The sequence below is a fragment of the Streptococcus mitis genome, assembly GCF_946190065.1.
Lineage (GTDB): Bacteria > Bacillota > Bacilli > Lactobacillales > Streptococcaceae > Streptococcus > Streptococcus mitis_DE.
The window spans coordinates 1-17,433 of record NZ_CAMHZD010000001.1 but is presented as its reverse complement, the minus strand read 5'-3'; the positions used below and the strand labels follow the sequence as shown (position 1 = coordinate 17,433).

The following is a 17,433-nucleotide window of genomic DNA, read 5'->3' as shown; positions in this document are numbered from 1 at the left end:
TCCTACTTTATCAGTAATATTTTAAAATCTCATCTGTTAGGTAAATTCTATTGGGTAGATTGGATCCTTGGCGGATTTCTTCAATTAAACCATGATTCTTTAGCTTCTTTTTCAAAGAAATCACTTTACTTTTATCTGATTGAAGAGCCTCCATTAGCTCCTCTATAGGGTAACATACAAAAGTATTTCCATTTTCATCATATCCTTTTAATTCAAAGTCAACTGCAGCTCTTAAACGATTTAATAAAAGCATGTAGAGAAAAATTCCACTACTCTTCAAATCATTGAACTGTGGATTGTCCATTATTGGACGAGGAATAAAGAATTGTCCTGAATCTGTTGCTGCTGAAGAAAATTCTGGAATATCTGATAAATTTGATAAGTATTTCATTATTCTTTCTCCATTTCAAGTGATTTTTCATCTGAACTGGAGATATTAGACTCTGCCTCGTGCAACTTTCTAAGAAGCTCCTCGTCCTTTATTTTTTTGTTTTTCTTCATATCATGAAGATAATCTCTCCCTGATTGTGGATCTTCATCGTCATTATCATTTTTCTTCTTTATTTCTTTACTAAAATCTATCATAAAAAATCATCCTTTCCGATATCTCATTACTTAATTTTTTTCTGCATCTTTTCCCATTCTCTTATAATCATCTTCTCGATATAAGATGAAGCTGATTTCTCACCATGATACTCTACTAAAGCATCTAACATATCATATCGAACATTATGATGTAAAGAGAATGGATATCTTTGCTTTTTATTATAGCTTTCAGGAGACTTTCTAGCCTCCTGATTTTGTTTCCTAGACGAAGGAGTCTTTTCTCTCTTTGGTGTACTCTGGAATGTTTGTTTTACTTGTGCGAATCGATTCTCTGTCATGCTACCTCTCCTTCTAACACACTCAAAATATTTTCATATACGTAGTTTATATTATCATAAAACTTTTGATGTGTCTCTTTTTGGTTAGCTGTCATCTCTTCATGCTGCTCAAAGACACTCTGACTGATCACAAGACTCTTGGCCATGAGCTCTTTTTTCTGGATAGAACCTAGGTAAGCCGAATCTTCTTCAACAACTTCTAAAAATTGTTTACAGGTGTCTGTTACATTGTTTCCAAAGTACTCAATCTTATTTCCAATAAGATAAGGTTCTGCTTTAACATAGCTTTTCTTAGTAATGACTTCGATAGCTTCGCTCTTGATGAAGTCTACAAAATTTTTCAAAGATAACCAGGCACGAAAACCATTAAGAGAGGCATCAGAAACAGCTAAGACAATATCTGATACGGCTATAAAATTAGCCGTAACTAGGCTCTCGTCATTATGCGTATCAATTAGAATGACATCAAATTGTGCTTCTAACTCCTCGTAATGTTCGCCAAACCACATAAACAACTGGAGATATTTGTTGTTTCGACTAGCCAGATCTAACTGCTCATCTGTCAAACGCTCATCACCACAAATCAAACTGAGATTTTCTGATATTGGAACAATTTCGTACTCTCCAGTCGTAAATATATCATAGACGGTTTTCTCGTATTTTACATCAAATGTTCTTGTCAAATTGCATTCCCAAGCTCCATCAATGAGTAATGTTCTAAGCCCCTTAACACGTGCCAACCAATCCCCTTCATTAAAGGTATCTGTAGTCTTACCACCGCCACCTTTACCTAAGTTTGTTGTCTGAATCTTCATGATTCCCTCCTTGGATAATTGTATATTTTGTTATATAACTTTTTATATACTTAATTATATCTAAAACAACTTTATTTGTCAATATAAAAGCACAAAAAGTTATATAACTTTTTGTGCAACTTTTTAGCCATATGTACCGCCTATATTCCCACCAACATAGGCTTTTAGTTGGATTTGTTGAACTGTAGTATTGAAATTACCAATGAAATAGCTATTCTCTTCCCCACCTTTAGTCAAGACAACTAAAAATTGAATAACGTCCTCTGATTCTGTCGGCATCACTTCTAATTGTTTAGGTTGAAAATCATACTGATTCGTTAGAATAGCCATCGCAAAGGTTTGAACCATCGCATTCTGTGTCATAGATAAATGATTCTCGATTGTTCCCTTGACATTTGGAAGAAAATTCGTCTTTTTTATATCTGCTACTGCTTCTTCAAAGGCTTTTAACACTTCTTTTTTGTCTTCTGAGCTTGCCTCTGCATAGGGGCGTTCTAGTTTTAACTTAGCTGTCCGATAATTCTTCTCGTCTGCTGTTTCCTCTTTGGAAGACGGCTCGTTTTGAGTGGTTCCTGAAGAACTCACCTGGGCAGCTTCTTCTATTTTAGTTTGTTGAGATGGCCTGAAACTCGATACAATCCCTATTCCTGCCAAAACCAATAGAATACCTACTACAATCGATACAACCATATTCTCCTTTATCCAATCAATCATCTTATATACTCCTTTTAATTTGAATTGAATTTAGGTTCCCTATCATCTGGATAGGCAAACGAAATAACTTGGGCTCGCTGTTGTTCTGGAGTCCAAATTCGATAGTCCCATGTATAAGGGGTCTTAAACGTATCCCAACCACTTAAAGGTGTATTTTGTTCTACAAATAAGATAGATCCGTTTTCAAAGACATGACATACAATTCCTGTATGACCATAGCCTCCGCCTCCCACCTGTGTAGAAAAGATAGCACCCCTTTTGGGAGTTGACTTAAGTGAATTCCCGAATATTGATGCCCAAGCTGCTGCCTGATCTTTCCCATTACCTTGAACTGAACCAGAATGACCCCATATATGATTTGCGACACTAATTGTAAGATTCACACATTGTCCAGCTAAATCGTCCCTTCCAGGATTATACCACCCTGTAGACTTAGCATAATCCATGCCTAAACTCTTAGGATCGACAATAAACGGTTTCAAACTATCTGGTAAATCTTCTGGTTTATACCCCCACGCAGTCGCATCTGAAGGAACTTTTCCTGTTCCATCGACACTACCACCTGATTCACCACAATCACTTTTTTCAGCTGAAGAAGAAATAGCATTATCTGAAGAACTGGCATCTTGTGTATTCGATACTGCATAAGGTTTCTCACCATGAGCAGCAATGGCTTCCTTATCAAGCCACTGATACTTAGTACCTAGCTTTTCGTACATATCAGTTAGCTTGCTCTTATAAGTGCCATCTGTGGCCCATCCACCATCTGCTATGGCAGATAGAGTTGCAATGCCATTTATATTGTTTATAGCCCCTTTATAAAGGGTTTGATGAGCCATAAACTCAGCTTTCCCTACAATTCCTGCATCATAGCTAGAAAACCAAGTATAAGCTCCTCCTGTACCGTCTCCAACGTTTGCTCCAGGCTTTGTTCCTGTTAAGTCAATACTGTCTTCACCATACGTCGCAATAGTGACTGGAAAATCACTTTTTCTGGAGGTTTTAACACCTCCCATGTTATGAGCCATCCAGAAGGAAGTTCCATTAGGATTCGTAAAATTAAAGCCATTCTCTATCATAGTTTGAGTGATGGAAGCTGAAGGTAGAAAACCTCCTGCTCTCCAAGATAGAATATAGGATTCCTTATGCTTTTTTACAAAACCATCTATGGAACCATCAGCTGAAGACACTGTTGAGTCACTAGTTGAAGATGTTGTTTCTACAGCACCACAATCATGTCCACCACTACTAGCTATAGCGCCCATAATCCCAGCCAACATGGTCATCCAAACATTGATAATTAACAGTATCGCTACAAAAGGAAGGATAATCTTAGGCTTTAATAATTTTTTCATAGATACCTCCCCTATCTACCACAATCCTAATATTGTTCGTAAAATGCCATAAAAAACTAAAAATACAATGAACCCTAGACCTATTTTCTTGAGACCATTCAAAAATTCCTTATCTCGCTCCTTTTGTGCTTCTAGACGTTTTGGATCTGATTCTCCCTCTGAAGCAAAATAATCTCTTTCTTGTTTCATACGACATTTACGAATCAAAACATATTCATCAAATTTCTGCTTTGTCCTTGTAATCATTCCTGATTTGTTTTTAACCATTTAAATTTAATGTCCTTTCTTATTCGATACCACCATAGCGCTCAACTTCTGGAGCTAATAATTGCTGGTTAAATACTAGATTTCCAACTCCTGCAATATTCATAAACAACTGTCCTTTGGCTAGGCGAGGCAATGTTTCTAATTCAGACTGATTCATTGATCCTGATAAAGCATTGGCTAATAGTGGAACGCTAGTTTCATCTGTCTGAGCAAAAATTCTATACTGCATCAGACCAAAAATCCTCTGAACCGCAGTTACGTATGGATCCTTATGAGTGCCGATACCTGTCTCAAACAGAATACCCCTCAGAGAATTTACGGACAACACAACTCCAGCAAAGTTTTCCCCCATTGTATCAATCATATCTGCCAAGAGATTCACACTGCTCTCATGCTTAGGATTAATGAGTGTCTGTGCACCACTAATATTGACAATATAGTGTTGCATATCCATCTCTGTTAAGCTAGGGTTCCTTTTCAGTAGTTGCTTACAACGTTTACCGTTATTAACAATATCTGCTGAAACAAGAGAAAGAACTGAGAATATTTGAACATTTAAGAGATGAGGGGCACTCTTCAATCCAGAAAAATCAAATGTCACAACTTGCTCTGAAGAGATATCTTGAAATTCGGTTGTCCCCTCGAAAATTTCTGCGTTTGTTGTCAATAATTCATTAAAAGTATTGTAAATACGTTTAACGGCTTTGTTTTCAGCCATATCCGTGCTATAACTTTGTTCTAGTCGACGTTTATAGGCATCAACAAACAAAATGAAATCTGACAAGATAGGATAGTCTTCATTGACAAGATCCGTTGCTTTCAGTTTTTCTGGATTCAACGATGGGTTCCGAGCCCATAAATTTTCTTCAATATAGAATTCATTCAAGAGAGTTCCAAATGTGATTAAATCATCTCCTGTCACTTCATTATTCAGGAGTTTATAAATACTCTTTAATTTTTCTATATGAAGATTGTAGGACTTTTTCTTATCAATTTCAGTCCCTGCTTCATTGGTTACTGTTGGAAATACCTGGAAGATATTAATTCGGTTAGCTTCACCTGATAAATCAAATATCAATCCATGCTGCTTCCTTGTCTGGTCAAGAAACTGACCAGTAGCATCAAAATTACGAATATAGTGTCCCTTTGCATAAAGACCATCTGTATGTTTCATAAGGAAAGAACGTTGGCCCATCTTTGGATTCCCAGATAGAATCATAAACGAACGTGTTCTTTTTTCATCACGTTCTAGGAAGTTGAAATTTACTGCTCCGTTTGTTGGAGTCCAACCAAGATAAAATCCCTTTTCATCTTCAAGCTTCGTATGATTAAAGAAATATCCCCCAGCTATTGAGTGGGCTGGAGTAGGTATTCCTCTTCGATGATTTGGTAAATCAATCTGATACTCAGCTGGAATAAAAGGAGCATGATATTCAAATTCTAATTCTCCTGATAGGATAGTTGATTTGAATTTAGACGTTTTGTCTTTAACCTCTTCAACTTTCTTAAACAATTCTTCTTTGGTTGATGCGAACACAAAGACACGAATATACATCCCATACATAGCTATATTCCGCTTATCAATGTCTCGACTTAACTTATTGAGATTGTCAATTTCATCTAGTTCTTTCCGATTATTTGTTAATTTACTGTTATTAGTAATACGTGTTGATTTTTCTTCAATAGAGTCCTCTATCTCTTTTTGAAGCTGTCTATTATCTTCTTTATACAGTGATAAGAAGGCACGTGTACCAGGTAATAGTAATAATTCAGAAAGCCAAAAACGATCCATTCCTTCAGTTGGATATTCATAGTAGTGTATGACCGTATGATATCCATCTCCACTTAACCAGGAACGATCATCCTTTTTAAAATCAATATTTCCTTGCGGTTGAATCTGGCTAAGGAAAGCAAGGTCATATCCTTCATTCTTTAATTGTCTTTGTCTACGTTTTGATAAATCAGGCATACTATCCCTCCTATACTTTCTCATTCATATTGTTGTATTGTTTTATAATCTGAATTTTCTTCCTATAGCTAATTTCTTGAGGAACAAAATCATTATTTCCATAAGTTTGCGCCTTCCGAACTAATTCGTCCAATTCAGTTGTTGTAGGTGCAAATAGCCACAATATAAACTCTGTATTATAGACTTCTTGTCGTATGCTCTCTTCAACTTTAATTTGACTTTGAAGCCAAAGCTCACGATCTTTGAGTTGTAAAAAACGTCTCTCATTTACTGATATCTTAGAGAGATCTTGTCGCACTAAATTCAAATGATGGCGCAAGTCAGAAATTTGTGTATCAGTATTTGTTGGCAAGGTTGTCGTCTCTACTTGGATATTAGGTCCAAATCGAGTTAACCAAGTTTCAAAATTTTCGATTGTACGCATCACCTCGTTATAAGACATCGACCCTAAGTCTTTACCTGGTATTTCCATAAACTGCAAGTATCCATAATCTACTAACTGGATATAAGCCTGTCTGTTTGGAATAATTGATTTTACGTCTAACAACTCAACACAAGAATGTAAATCGAAATATTCCTGAGTATGCTTCTTCATTTCTCGAATACGTCCTAAAGGGCGTTTCTCAATATTTTTGGATGAAGTTTGTTTAATTGCCATTATGATTTTCTCCTTCTGATATAGTTCAAACTGATGTAACGTTTTCTTCTTCGTCTGAAGAAAAGAAACATACTGTGCCAATTCTTTTTACCACCGTTAGCTGGCAACACCAGATACAAACTCATAACTGGTGTTAAAAATATGAATGCGAACATTTGTATCCATTGACTTTTCGGAAAAATTCTTAATCCAACGCTTAGAGCGATTAGCCCAGTTATTCCTACAAATGTAATATCCAGAATAAGAAGTCCTATAATCTTGATTTTGGCATAAATATCTCTAGGTACACCATATTTTTCACCGTACATTAATTTCTCCTTTATATTTGTTTTGACACTCACATTATAATGAATAATCGAAAATATCTTTTAAAGGGACAATAGCATTTTTCCCATCATCCTTCAGGAATAAATTACACAAAAAGTTATATACTTTTTTACACAATAAAAGAAGCCTCAATACTGAGACTTCTTACTTAACTATTCTTAAAATTGGACCATATTTTGGTGGTTTTTGTTCATCAATTGAAATATCTAAAGACTTCTCCAATTCATCTTTTGGCAGGGATAAATAGGAAATTAATTCATTCCTCTGAAGAATATCATTTGTAACAATCAGCTCATATACCTTTCTATAAAGGCTTGGTTTTTCAGGAATTATCTCTGTATCTAACGGCTCCTGTCTCTTCCACTTATTAAAAGCAATTTTCTTAAACAGATACAACTTTTGATCATCACTTATTAACTCTAGTTGATGTGTTCTCATAATCATAGCCTGAATAGAAACCTTCCAATATTTTTTCAACTCAATATAAAAATCTAAATTAGTAGATAACAATGACTTTAAGAAACCATTTTCAGGCAACAATAGACAAGAAGCAAAATAATTAGCTTGTTTTTCAATAACATTCTTTAATTCCTGTGATGTATAATCATGAATACTTTCAATATCTCCGTGAAGTAAAATATGTCCGATCTCATGAGCGATGTTAAATCTTCTGCGAACTGCTGATTCGCCGTTGTCTGTCAACATTATGAACGGTCTATCTCCTATCCACTCTGATACCGCATCTAGTGTTTCATCGGACATATTTGCTTCAACAATAATGACACCATTAATTTCCGCTACTTCAAGTAAATTAGAAACTGGTAAATCTATTCCAAGTCCCCAAATCTCTCTCAATTCTCTGGCTTTTTCTTCAATATCTTTATTAGTGATATCATGAATATTTTTCATTAGAATATCAGGAAGAACTAACTGGGGAAAATTCACATAGCGAGATAAAAAATCATAAATTTCTTTTTGAAATTCCAATCTCACTGCTTGCATATCTCTTATTTTCTTGGTGGATGCAGACTGACTACGAAAAAAAGTTGCTCCTTCATAAAAACTTTTTGATTCAGAAGTAAAGTAATTATATGGAAAATCTAGTTCGGCAACAATAGTCATTAGGTTATTGGCTCCTGGTTGCGTTTTACCTAATTCATAATTCGAAATCATCTGTCGGGATATCCCAGTTCGTTCTGCTAAATCTTTCTTTGTTAATCCCCTAGCTATTCTAGCTTTTGTTAATTTAGAGGGATTAAATATTCGTTGTTCCATTTACTACTCTCCTACGAAGATCTTCCGATAGCTCTGTTAATGTCAAATCTAGTTTCTTTTGGGTTGCTCGTTCTTGTTCTGTAGAAGTTATAATGCGTGGAGCATTTAAAATATCTACTTTCTCAATCCATTGTTCTGAATCAACATCAGGTAGTCCAAGCTGAACAAACTGAAGATGATGATTTGGTCCACCATAAGTGAGTAGTATAAATGGGGGAGTAGTCTCATCATACCGTTTATTGATATCTTCTTGAGTAGTGAATAGATCAAACTGCTTATTCTTAATACTAGCAACACTTCTATGCAGAGCTTTTTTAGGAACAGCTCTTACACTTCTTGTTTTCACAGGGGATATAATAGCTCCCTTTGTCTCAATCATAGTATAGGTATAGCCATTTCTTTTATTGTTCGTTGCAGCTATCATTTGCACGTCTACTGGCATAGATGAATCTTCTAAAACTAAACGTAGAGCAACATCTACTAAGGCTTGTCTAATATGACCATAAGTTTTACGCATTTCAGGATGTTGCAATACAGGAGTAGCATTAATCAATTCCCATAGATATCGATAGGCTTCTTTTATACTATAAGCTAATTCTCCTGCCAATCTTGGGTCGCATTCTATTTCTAAGTGACTCTGTAAAATTCCCATGTCTCTTCTCCAATCTTTAACTATCTATGTGATATGTTAATAGTTTACCATTTTTTTAAAAAAATGTCAACATCTATAACATACTTTTACACACAAAAAGAAGCCTCAATCTTGAGACTTCTTAACTAAGTCAAAGAATGATTCTTCAGAAAGAAAAGTAATCAATTGGCCTTCTGATAGTCTTCTAAGCGCTGCATCATGCTTCTTAGACCTTTTATCTAGATCAAAAAGATTCAACTGCTTATGTCCTACAACCAATATATCTGTCCTAGATGACACATAGTTTTGCACGACAGCCCCTTTACTTTCTAAAAATCGTACTGCTTCTTCTCTAGTTAGAGGACGTAGACTTCCTGTGATAACAATATTCTTCCCTGTTAAATCCATAATTCATCCTATTCCTCCTCTTCAGGACTTTCAGCACCTGTGATATGACGTCCTCCCTGCATACGCTGTCCTGCTTGTTGCATCTGTTGGTTCATGTATTGCATTTGACTCATGCTCTGTTGAAACTTTTGTTGAGGAGAGTCTGGTTGTTTCGGTGGTTGTGTCGATTCTACAACTGATGGAGATGAACCTTGGGTTGGTGTCTCCATTCCTCCAGTTAGATGAGATGAATCTTGAATTGGAGATTCCGTTCCTCCAGTTGGATGAGCTGAATTTTGGATCGGTGGCTCTGTTCCTCCAGTTAGATGAGTTGAGTTTTGAATTGAAGCTTCCGTTCCTCCAGTTAGATGAGTTGAGTTTTGGATTGGTGGCTCTGCTCCTTCAGTTTGAAGTGGTGGATTTTGAATTGGGAACCCTATTTCTTCAGCTGAAGAAGTTGACTCAACAATAGGTGCATCCGTTGTTCCTAGATCGATTGGTGGCTCAGGAATGTCAACTGGTCCAAATTGATCAAGTCCAGGAACAGCATCGTTTTTCAAAGCATTATAGGTCGCATTGTGAGCAGAGACGGCTTTATCATCCAAGTTATTTAAAACATTGCCAACTGCCCCTTTCGTATTTTTCATAGTTTCAAAAGCTTTCCATTCTGCCAAATCAACCATATTGCTTACACCACCTTTGGCCGCATTCATAAAGCCTTGGTCTTTTACAGAGTTCAAAGCACCTTGAATACCACCTCCAGTTCTAGCTAAGCTATTCCCCAGAATCTGACTTCCTTTAGACAGGGCATCTGGAGCTTTTTTAGCCATATCCATACCAAATTGACCAAGCGCCATACCCCCATTGAAGACACCTCCTGCTCCAGCCGCAAAGGCATTCCCCATCATCATAGCACCAAGCAATTGTTGAGCTGTTTCGCTATGTCCTGTTGAAACTCCAAGCCAGCGTTCAATCATGGCCACTCCTTGCATTGCCGCAAAGAATACTCCAATATAGACAAAGGCAGCTGCAAGACACTGTTCCCACATATTGAGTCCATCAAAGAATCCGCCAGAAAGCTTAGATACTGCTGAAACAGAAAGGATTGGCAAATCTCTGAAAATCTCAAGTGTTACACGCATAATGATAACTTCAAAGAAAATTCCAGCTAAAGCACCGCCAATCGTTCTTAACAACTCTTTATATTTCTTGGAGTTGGATAGAGAACTATAACCAAGAATCGGAGAGATCATTGCCTCAATCAAAATATCAAAAATTGATTTGACAAGCTTAATGATCATGCTGACCAAGAGAACAACAAGGATAATGTACTGAAGAAACATCCCTATCCAGTTGACTTTATAGCGCATATAAACTGATTCAAAAGCACTCAATTGATTAATGACTCGGTGTTCTGTAATGCTTTCAACTCCAGTATTATTGGGATTTAACTTATGGAGGAACAAGCCCTTAATCCCTTTTATTTTATCGTTTTTCTCTATATTTCGTAACATTTCTGGATTTGTTGTACCATAATTTGCCCCAAAATCAATCTTGGACGCAAAATCAGTCGTATCCCGCTGTGCAAGGTCATCCGTGATATTATTGACAGGGGTAGAGCCCTCCTGAACAGGCTTGATGTAGCCATAATCATCCATTGGAAACAACTCTGTAGAGAAATCCTTGTAGATCAAGACTTTTAAGTCTACCACATTATTTTTCATGGGCTGAAGAGCCAAGGAGGAAGTCGGTTGACTACCTGAAGGGGCTTCACTGGAGACCGTCTGGATAGACATGGCATCCTGTGCCACTGCTGTTGAGATGGTGGTCAAAGCTAGTGGCAATACAGCAGTTACAGCAGTTACCAAAAGAAAATTCGTGATGACTCCTTTGTATTTGACTGGCTTTGTAAAAACCCCTGCTATAGCCGACACAACCAAAATCAGAGTAAACAAGGACGTTCCTAATATCTGAAACCAGTAAAAGAACTGGCCTATAATCGTCTTCTGATCTCCCAAATATCCGAAGAGACCAAAGAGCTTGAACATATTATTAAAAACATGTTCTAGACTGGAAGTGATTTGATAAAGAGCTTTTGCGATCCCCCCTGGTAAATAGGTGAGAAACGCCATAAATGCAGGGGTCGGTTCTAAATAGTTATTCCAATAGGAATAGAACTCTGCCAGCTTTTTTGCATTCTCGCCTGTGATTTCGCCATCGAGATTCTTAATCTCATTCACCAAATCTGAAAAGGTTTGATAGTGCACTAAAGATACCTTCTTTCTTTTTAAGATACCCCTATCATATTCGATAATGGCAAAATCGTTTTTAAAGGGACAATGAAATTCTGACAACAAAAAAAGCCTCAAGTAATTGAGACTTTTGTACGTTAATCTGCGGTTCCGTTGAAATCATAGAAAGCATTGTCTTCTTTATAGCCACGACGAAGTTCAATGATTCGGATTTTTTTACCACCCTCGGTCAAGACGACTTGATAATAGGCCTCTGCTTCTTCTGGCTTATCTATATCCCTATAATCAACAGCGATTGTAAAATTTTCTTTTCCTTTCAGCTGACTTTCTAAACTAACTAGAGTGCCTCTGAAAGCGGCTGGAATTGTCTTCACTTGTTCTTCTGAAAGGACACTATAATTAATACTTTCACCGTCGTTATTCGAGATGGTTCGTTTTTCTTTATCAAATTTCAAGGTAGTTCCTACTCCACCCTTAAAATCAGTACTCTCATAACCATGTTCTGGTGAAAAGCCTGTATAGCTATCTTTTAGCACATTTTTAGCAATAGAATCAGGTGATTTTTGACCACAAGCTCCAAGTAAAATCAAGGCTAAACCTACTAAAACAATTCTTAAAAAGTACTTTGCTTTCATCATTTATCTCCTAACCATTCTTTATTTTATTATAGCAAACAGCTTTTTTTCTTGCAAGTGTTTATATAACTTATTGTACATCTTTTTAGATAACTTCATCCGCAAAGAAGTCATCTCCGTCATCATAATAATCATAGTCACCGTGAATGACACTAGCTACAGCCGCCTGGAATAGTTCATCTGTAGATGTAAATGATTGGGATTGTACCTTTTGTCCTTTACTATGACGACCTGATAGTTTAGGAGTTTCTCCATTGTTGCTGAGGAGAGGCATGGTCAAACGTTGCCTCCAGTCTATGATGTTGTTGAAGGCTGTAGCTGCATCAACTGCGATCTCCTGAAGTTCTAGATCACGGTGCGCACTTTCGACTGGAATATCCGCAAGAGTCATCGATGTATCAAATTCCTCTTGTAAGAACATGTACTTGTAAGGGAAGCTGTTTTTATCATGTGCGAAGATTGGATCCGTTGTGACCTTACGTCCAACATTATCCCGACCCTTGACTCCACGTAAGATAACCGCTTCTCCTTCCTGAAGCTTGGCCAATTGTGTTGGTGTCAACAACTCCTGTTTTGGATTCTCGACAGCTACATTTGGATTGGCTTCGTCCAGGATATTGCTGGAGCGCCGTCTTCTGGTGATGGTACGTGTACCCAACTCAGCACTAAATTTCTTATTGGTATCTGAAGATGTTGTTTTAACATAAACCTTCAATGAACAGTTATCCATAATGGTTCGAGCAACATTTTGGCCATATTTATCATCCAATTGCTCAAGATTTTGAATCCACAGGTAATAGAGAATGTTTTGTCCCAATCCAATAGAAATTTTTGTCTCCATGTGAGGAATAGCTGGCATGTTTGTAAACTCATCCAAGATATGGAGAATGCGATTGATACATTTACGACCACTTGAGAGAGCAAGCTCATAGTTAGCATTGAATAATTGATCTAAGAACAAAGAAACAATCCCATTGTACTCTGTGCGGTTTGGCGGTGTTACCAGGTAAATGATTTTCGGTTTATCTGAATAAATCAGTTCAATATCCGACTCCTGAAGAAGATTTTGGGTATCTTCTTGAGTCTTTAAGATGGTTATATCGATATGATCTAAAATCGGCTTCTTGGTATACTCATCTAGCTCTAAACTATCTCCATCTTTTCGATAGACTTTTTCAGCTGAGAACTGGAAGACTTGATCTCGAACAGGGGAATGGCCATTGTTCTTATGGTTGAAATCAATCGTTACCGTAAACTGATCTGGAAGTTTAGGCTCGATGGCATAGGTCAGATAGCCCTCCCCATCGACTAAAGCCGTCGCTTGTTTTACATAATCGACTTTCTTTTGGACTTTCCCCCATTTCTTCAATCCTGTAATCGTTACTTTAGCAGTTTTGTGCCTGAATTCATTTTTAAGCTGACTATTGGTGCTAGATCTCAACTTAACAGACAATCGACGTGGGAAACCAAAAGACTCTAAATCAATCGAGTTTTTAGAAGTCAGTTTGGCCACGTTGTCTTGCAAGAACAGGTTGATTCCTGTCATCATACTAGAGTAGACATTCCCTTTGGTTTCATCACCACCAAAGTCTGAAGCACGAAATTCGATATCCGCCATTTGTCTAAATTTCGAAAATTGTTTTTGATTGATTTGTCTCAAATTATCAAAATAGACTGTGATTTTTGACTTCTTCGACACTTGTTGTTCTCTACTTGGATTTTCGACGATTTCACCAGCACCATCTACAAAGACTTCTTCAGACCCCATCGTCGCCAAGAATTTCGCAACGTTAGGAATCGTAATGGTATCCCAGGCATCATCTTCACCATTTTGATAGGTTTCATTAGCTCGATCCATCAAAGCCATTGTCAGAGCGTTAAATAGGGATATAGAAGACTTACGGAAGTATTCCGCATTTCCTTTCTCTCCACCTTTTTGTTTCGGATAAATGGATTCTGCGGCTGCGTTGACATAGGTTTGAGTCTTCTCATAGTAACCCTTCTTTGCGGCTGCTATGGCCAAAGCTAAGAAATTGTGGGACATAGACCAATCCATATTTTGGAAAGAAAGAACATTAACTTCATAGCCACGTTGCCTCATGAGTTTGTAGGAGGCTTGATAATGTTCCCCTTTCGGGTCTGCTATAACCATTGATGGCTGCAACTCCGCACGGCTATTGATTTCAATTGCTGGAGTTATATGACCCTCCCCTTTACCTGAACGAGTCATCCCAATTCCTAACAAGTTAGTAGGCTTATCTTCAATGTAGTAGTAACCTGAAGGAAAAGCTAACATACCTAAAATCCGCTCTGCATTGGTCACACATCGACTGATTTTCCTATTTTGCCATAACATCTGAGTTCTCAGTGTTTGACCTGCTAAATCATGAGTCAGTTCATGAAATACAGGAGCACCACCTTCACCTGGATAAGTTAAAGCTTTATTGGGGATCTTTTTGTATTGACGACGAATTTCATTGATCGTCACAAATCGGTCATCTCCTTCTTCATTGTTGTTATAGTCTCGAAACTGCTCGAAGTTTATCCAGGCAGATTTCCAGGCGATAACTAATCCCAATAGAAAGATTGGAAATGCTAAAATCGGTGCTATCAAGAAGACCTTAGCATTCAATAAACTTTGAAACAAGAGGCTGTTTAAGTCAAAGTTTACGGCCTTACTAGCATCTTTAAACGACCAAATACTAAAGTATAGAAAGCGGATTGTAGCCCTCAAAACAGTAACCAGGTAATTGGTTAAGATAAAAGCAATAAAGCTAAAACCTAATCCCATATAAACGAAGCTGCGGTAACTTTTAAAATAAAGAATGGGTTTCATTTCTTTATCAAAACGTTTCCGTTCTCGTTTAACAAAAGGGATGGTATAGAATATCCTGAAGAAAACATTCCAAAGGATGAGAGAGACAAGCGCCAAGAGTTTAGGTAAGAATGACTTCATCCAATTGAACAACTCTCTAATTGATTTGAACCATACTTGTTTCCAATCAATTTCTTTACGATTTTTCCAACCTCTTAATAACCTTTGATAATGTCTTAAAAAATACGGCTGGAAGAGTTTGAATAGGTAGTAACCTGCGCCTCCTAGAAAAAGGAAGGTAGTGATCCAACTGGCTCGAATCAGTTGGATAAGGGTATAAAATACTACTTCAAATAACTCAAACAAACTACTACCCCCTTACACCTTCCAAAAACCATTCCATTTTTCGAGTATAGAAGCTCGAAAAGAGAAATATGTGAAACTGTAGCCTTGGAGAGGCTTTCTCATAACGGTGAAAGTAATTTTCTAACCATTTCTCTCCATCCAACTGAAGAACATTCAATCGACTGGATCGACTTTGTTCTAAGTAATTGGTTACCTGAAGAGATTCCGCAATCAATTCATCAGACAGATAATTGTATTTTTGTCTTGTCATCATTGCACTCCTTTCTGATTATTTCTTAGTTCCCCTCTATTCTAAAGGATAATATCAAATTCTTTGTTAAAGGGACAAAAGATATTGTTATATCATAAGTTATATAACTTTTTATATAATAAACAAGCAACAAAAAAAGCACACAAGTGTCCTTGTATGCTTTCAATCCCTCTAGAACGGGGAATCCGCATCCATTGGTTCAGGATAGGATGGAGGATTATAACTTGGTGTCGGCTGAGAAAAGCCCTGTTGTTCCTGCTTACGTCGATTAGATGCCTCCTTATTTTCAAGGAAAGTGATTCCTCCTTGTTGGTTTGGTGAAATAAACTGATACGTCCGACGTTGACCTTGTTCATCATTATATGGTCGTTGGATAATTTCTCCTTTTAAGAGAATTGGAGAGCCCTTAGATAAACTCTGAGCCATCAATTCTGCTTGTTTCCCGTATACTTGCACATGGAAGAAACTAGAAATTGATTTATTTGTATCATCAGTCATGCTAGAGTCACAAACAAACTCAAATTTAAAACTCACATGACCGTTTTGAGTTCGACCTACTGCATCGCTTGGGATGAATGCAACACGTCCAGAAGCAATAAATACTTGCATTTTTTCTCCTTTCAATAAAGACCACAAGAGAGTTATACCCTAGCTTGTGGTCATCCTTTCATTTTAGTTCGTCAAATTAGTTTTCTTTTGACTTACGAAGACCTGCAAGACTCAACAATCCCAAAATCATTCCTACAACTGGAAGCATGCTACTTGCTGTTCCAGTATTTGGCAGTGATTGTTTTGGTTTTCCTGGTTCTTCAGGTTTTGGTGGTTCTGGAGTGTGGGTTGTTACCTTCGCAGTCATTTCTTGTCCATTGACAATATTGACAAAAGTATTCTCAACTTCTCCAGCTGCAATACGCTCGACTTCGATGTAGAAATCTGCATCAAAGGTTCCTTTAACCCCTAGAGAGTTTAGGAAATCTTGATTGATAACGTAAGACCATTGACCACCTTTGGCATCCCACTTAACAGTTACAAGTTTCTTGATAAACTCTGAATTAGTACCTTGGTTAAATTCAAAGGTGAAGGCATAAGTGCTACCTTTGGCAATCTTATCGCCTGCTTTGATAACCTTACCATTTTTCAATGTCACATCATAAGGCAACACAAGCTCTTTTTCTGCTGTGTATTCTGTACCCTTAATAATACCTTTCCAATTACCAGTATAGCGATCATGCTTCATATCGAGTTTATCCAAACCGTCATATTGGTACAACATATGGTGTCTTTCTGGAACAGTTGCACCATCAAGAAGGTACTGAATAATATCTCCTAGCTGGACTTCTTTGCCATCAAGGACTTTCTTTCCAGTTCTATCAAGTGCATGTTTTTCTGGATGTTTTGGTTTCGGTGGCTCTGGTGTACGAGTAATAACCTTGGCAGTCATTTCTTGTTTATTGACAATATTGATGAAAGTATTCTCAATCTTATCACCCGTTTCAATACGCTCCGCCTCGATGTAGAAGTCTGCATCGAATGTTCCTTTAACTCCTAGGGAGTTTAGGAAGTCTTGATTGATAACGTAAGACCATTGACCACCTTTGGCATCCCACTTAACAGTCACCAGTTTCTTGATAAACTCTGAATTAGTAGCTTGGTTGAACTCAAAGGTAAAGGCATAAGTGCTACCTTTCTCAATCTTATCACCTGCTTTGATAACCTTACCATTTTTCAATGTCACATCATAAGGTAACACAAGCTGTTTTTCTGCTGTGTATTCTGTACCCTTAATAATACCTTTCCAATTACCAGTATAGCGATCATGCTTCATATCGAGTT

19 protein-coding genes are annotated in these 17,433 nt (G+C 37.3%); all 19 read right to left on the bottom strand.

What is annotated here, in order from left to right:
* Positions 1 to 10 precede the first annotated feature (10 nt).
* Positions 11 to 391 (bottom strand): replication initiator protein A, encoded by a 381-nt coding sequence (locus tag OCF96_RS00095; RefSeq protein WP_261444579.1) that lies wholly within the window; start codon positions 389 to 391, stop codon positions 11 to 13.
* Positions 391 to 585: a hypothetical protein gene (locus OCF96_RS00090; protein ID WP_261444578.1), complete on the bottom strand. Its 195-nt coding sequence runs from the start codon at positions 583 to 585 to the stop codon at positions 391 to 393. The genes OCF96_RS00095 and OCF96_RS00090 overlap by 1 nt, the downstream gene beginning before the upstream one ends.
* A 26-nt stretch (positions 586 to 611) precedes the next feature.
* Positions 612 to 884, bottom strand: coding sequence for a hypothetical protein (locus OCF96_RS00085; protein WP_044021364.1), 273 nt, complete (start codon positions 882 to 884; stop codon positions 612 to 614).
* Positions 881 to 1,699, bottom strand: a complete 819-nt coding sequence (locus OCF96_RS00080) for a ParA family protein (RefSeq protein ID WP_261444577.1) — start codon at positions 1,697 to 1,699, stop codon at positions 881 to 883. Before OCF96_RS00080 ends, OCF96_RS00085 begins: the two co-directional genes overlap by 4 nt.
* A gap of 123 nt (positions 1,700 to 1,822) precedes the next feature.
* A complete protein-coding gene (locus tag OCF96_RS00075; protein ID WP_049538576.1) occupies positions 1,823 to 2,413 on the bottom strand; it encodes a hypothetical protein in 591 nt (196 codons plus the stop codon).
* A 14-nt stretch (positions 2,414 to 2,427) separates the two neighbouring features.
* Positions 2,428 to 3,768 carry a CHAP domain-containing protein gene (locus tag OCF96_RS00070; protein WP_261444576.1) on the bottom strand — a complete coding sequence of 447 codons (1,341 nt, stop codon included), beginning with the start codon at positions 3,766 to 3,768 and terminating at the stop codon, positions 2,428 to 2,430.
* A 15-nt stretch (positions 3,769 to 3,783) separates the two neighbouring features.
* The gene (locus OCF96_RS00065; protein WP_070458710.1) at positions 3,784 to 4,035 is read right to left on the bottom strand and encodes a hypothetical protein; all 252 of its coding nucleotides are present in this window, start codon (positions 4,033 to 4,035) and stop codon (positions 3,784 to 3,786) included.
* Between the two features lie 19 nt (positions 4,036 to 4,054).
* Positions 4,055 to 6,004, bottom strand: coding sequence for a virulence factor (locus OCF96_RS00060; protein ID WP_261444575.1), 1,950 nt, complete (start codon positions 6,002 to 6,004; stop codon positions 4,055 to 4,057).
* 10 nt (positions 6,005 to 6,014) lie between these two features.
* Positions 6,015 to 6,662 carry a hypothetical protein gene (locus OCF96_RS00055; RefSeq protein WP_261444574.1) on the bottom strand — a complete coding sequence of 216 codons (648 nt, stop codon included), beginning with the start codon at positions 6,660 to 6,662 and terminating at the stop codon, positions 6,015 to 6,017.
* Positions 6,662 to 6,970, bottom strand: a complete 309-nt coding sequence (locus OCF96_RS00050; RefSeq protein ID WP_049538583.1) for a DUF5592 family protein — start codon at positions 6,968 to 6,970, stop codon at positions 6,662 to 6,664. The genes OCF96_RS00055 and OCF96_RS00050 overlap by 1 nt, the downstream gene beginning before the upstream one ends.
* Positions 6,971 to 7,133: 163 nt before the next feature.
* A complete protein-coding gene (locus OCF96_RS00045; protein ID WP_261444573.1) occupies positions 7,134 to 8,264 on the bottom strand; it encodes a helix-turn-helix domain-containing protein in 1,131 nt (376 codons plus the stop codon).
* On the bottom strand, positions 8,245 to 8,916 hold the full coding sequence (locus OCF96_RS00040) for a hypothetical protein (protein ID WP_261444572.1): 672 nt from the start codon (positions 8,914 to 8,916) through the stop codon (positions 8,245 to 8,247). Before OCF96_RS00040 ends, OCF96_RS00045 begins: the two co-directional genes overlap by 20 nt.
* 105 nt (positions 8,917 to 9,021) lie before the next feature.
* On the bottom strand, positions 9,022 to 9,303 hold the full coding sequence (locus OCF96_RS00035; RefSeq protein ID WP_261444571.1) for a BRCT domain-containing protein: 282 nt from the start codon (positions 9,301 to 9,303) through the stop codon (positions 9,022 to 9,024).
* 8 nt (positions 9,304 to 9,311) lie between these two features.
* On the bottom strand, positions 9,312 to 11,549 hold the full coding sequence (locus OCF96_RS00030; RefSeq protein WP_261444570.1) for a pLS20_p028 family conjugation system transmembrane protein: 2,238 nt from the start codon (positions 11,547 to 11,549) through the stop codon (positions 9,312 to 9,314).
* A 122-nt stretch (positions 11,550 to 11,671) separates the two neighbouring features.
* A complete protein-coding gene (locus OCF96_RS00025; protein WP_261444569.1) occupies positions 11,672 to 12,172 on the bottom strand; it encodes an LptM family lipoprotein in 501 nt (166 codons plus the stop codon).
* Positions 12,173 to 12,254: 82 nt separating this feature from the next.
* Positions 12,255 to 15,350, bottom strand: coding sequence for a VirD4-like conjugal transfer protein, CD1115 family (locus OCF96_RS00020; RefSeq protein WP_261444568.1), 3,096 nt, complete (start codon positions 15,348 to 15,350; stop codon positions 12,255 to 12,257).
* A 4-nt stretch (positions 15,351 to 15,354) separates the two neighbouring features.
* Complete coding sequence (locus OCF96_RS00015) at positions 15,355 to 15,600, bottom strand: hypothetical protein (RefSeq protein ID WP_124787722.1); 246 nt, start codon at positions 15,598 to 15,600, stop codon at positions 15,355 to 15,357.
* A gap of 171 nt (positions 15,601 to 15,771) precedes the next feature.
* The gene (locus OCF96_RS00010; protein WP_261444567.1) at positions 15,772 to 16,209 is read right to left on the bottom strand and encodes a single-stranded DNA-binding protein; all 438 of its coding nucleotides are present in this window, start codon (positions 16,207 to 16,209) and stop codon (positions 15,772 to 15,774) included.
* 76 nt (positions 16,210 to 16,285) lie between these two features.
* On the bottom strand, positions 16,286 to 17,433 hold a 1,148-nt coding region (locus OCF96_RS00005), incomplete at its 5' end, for an LPXTG cell wall anchor domain-containing protein (protein ID WP_261444566.1).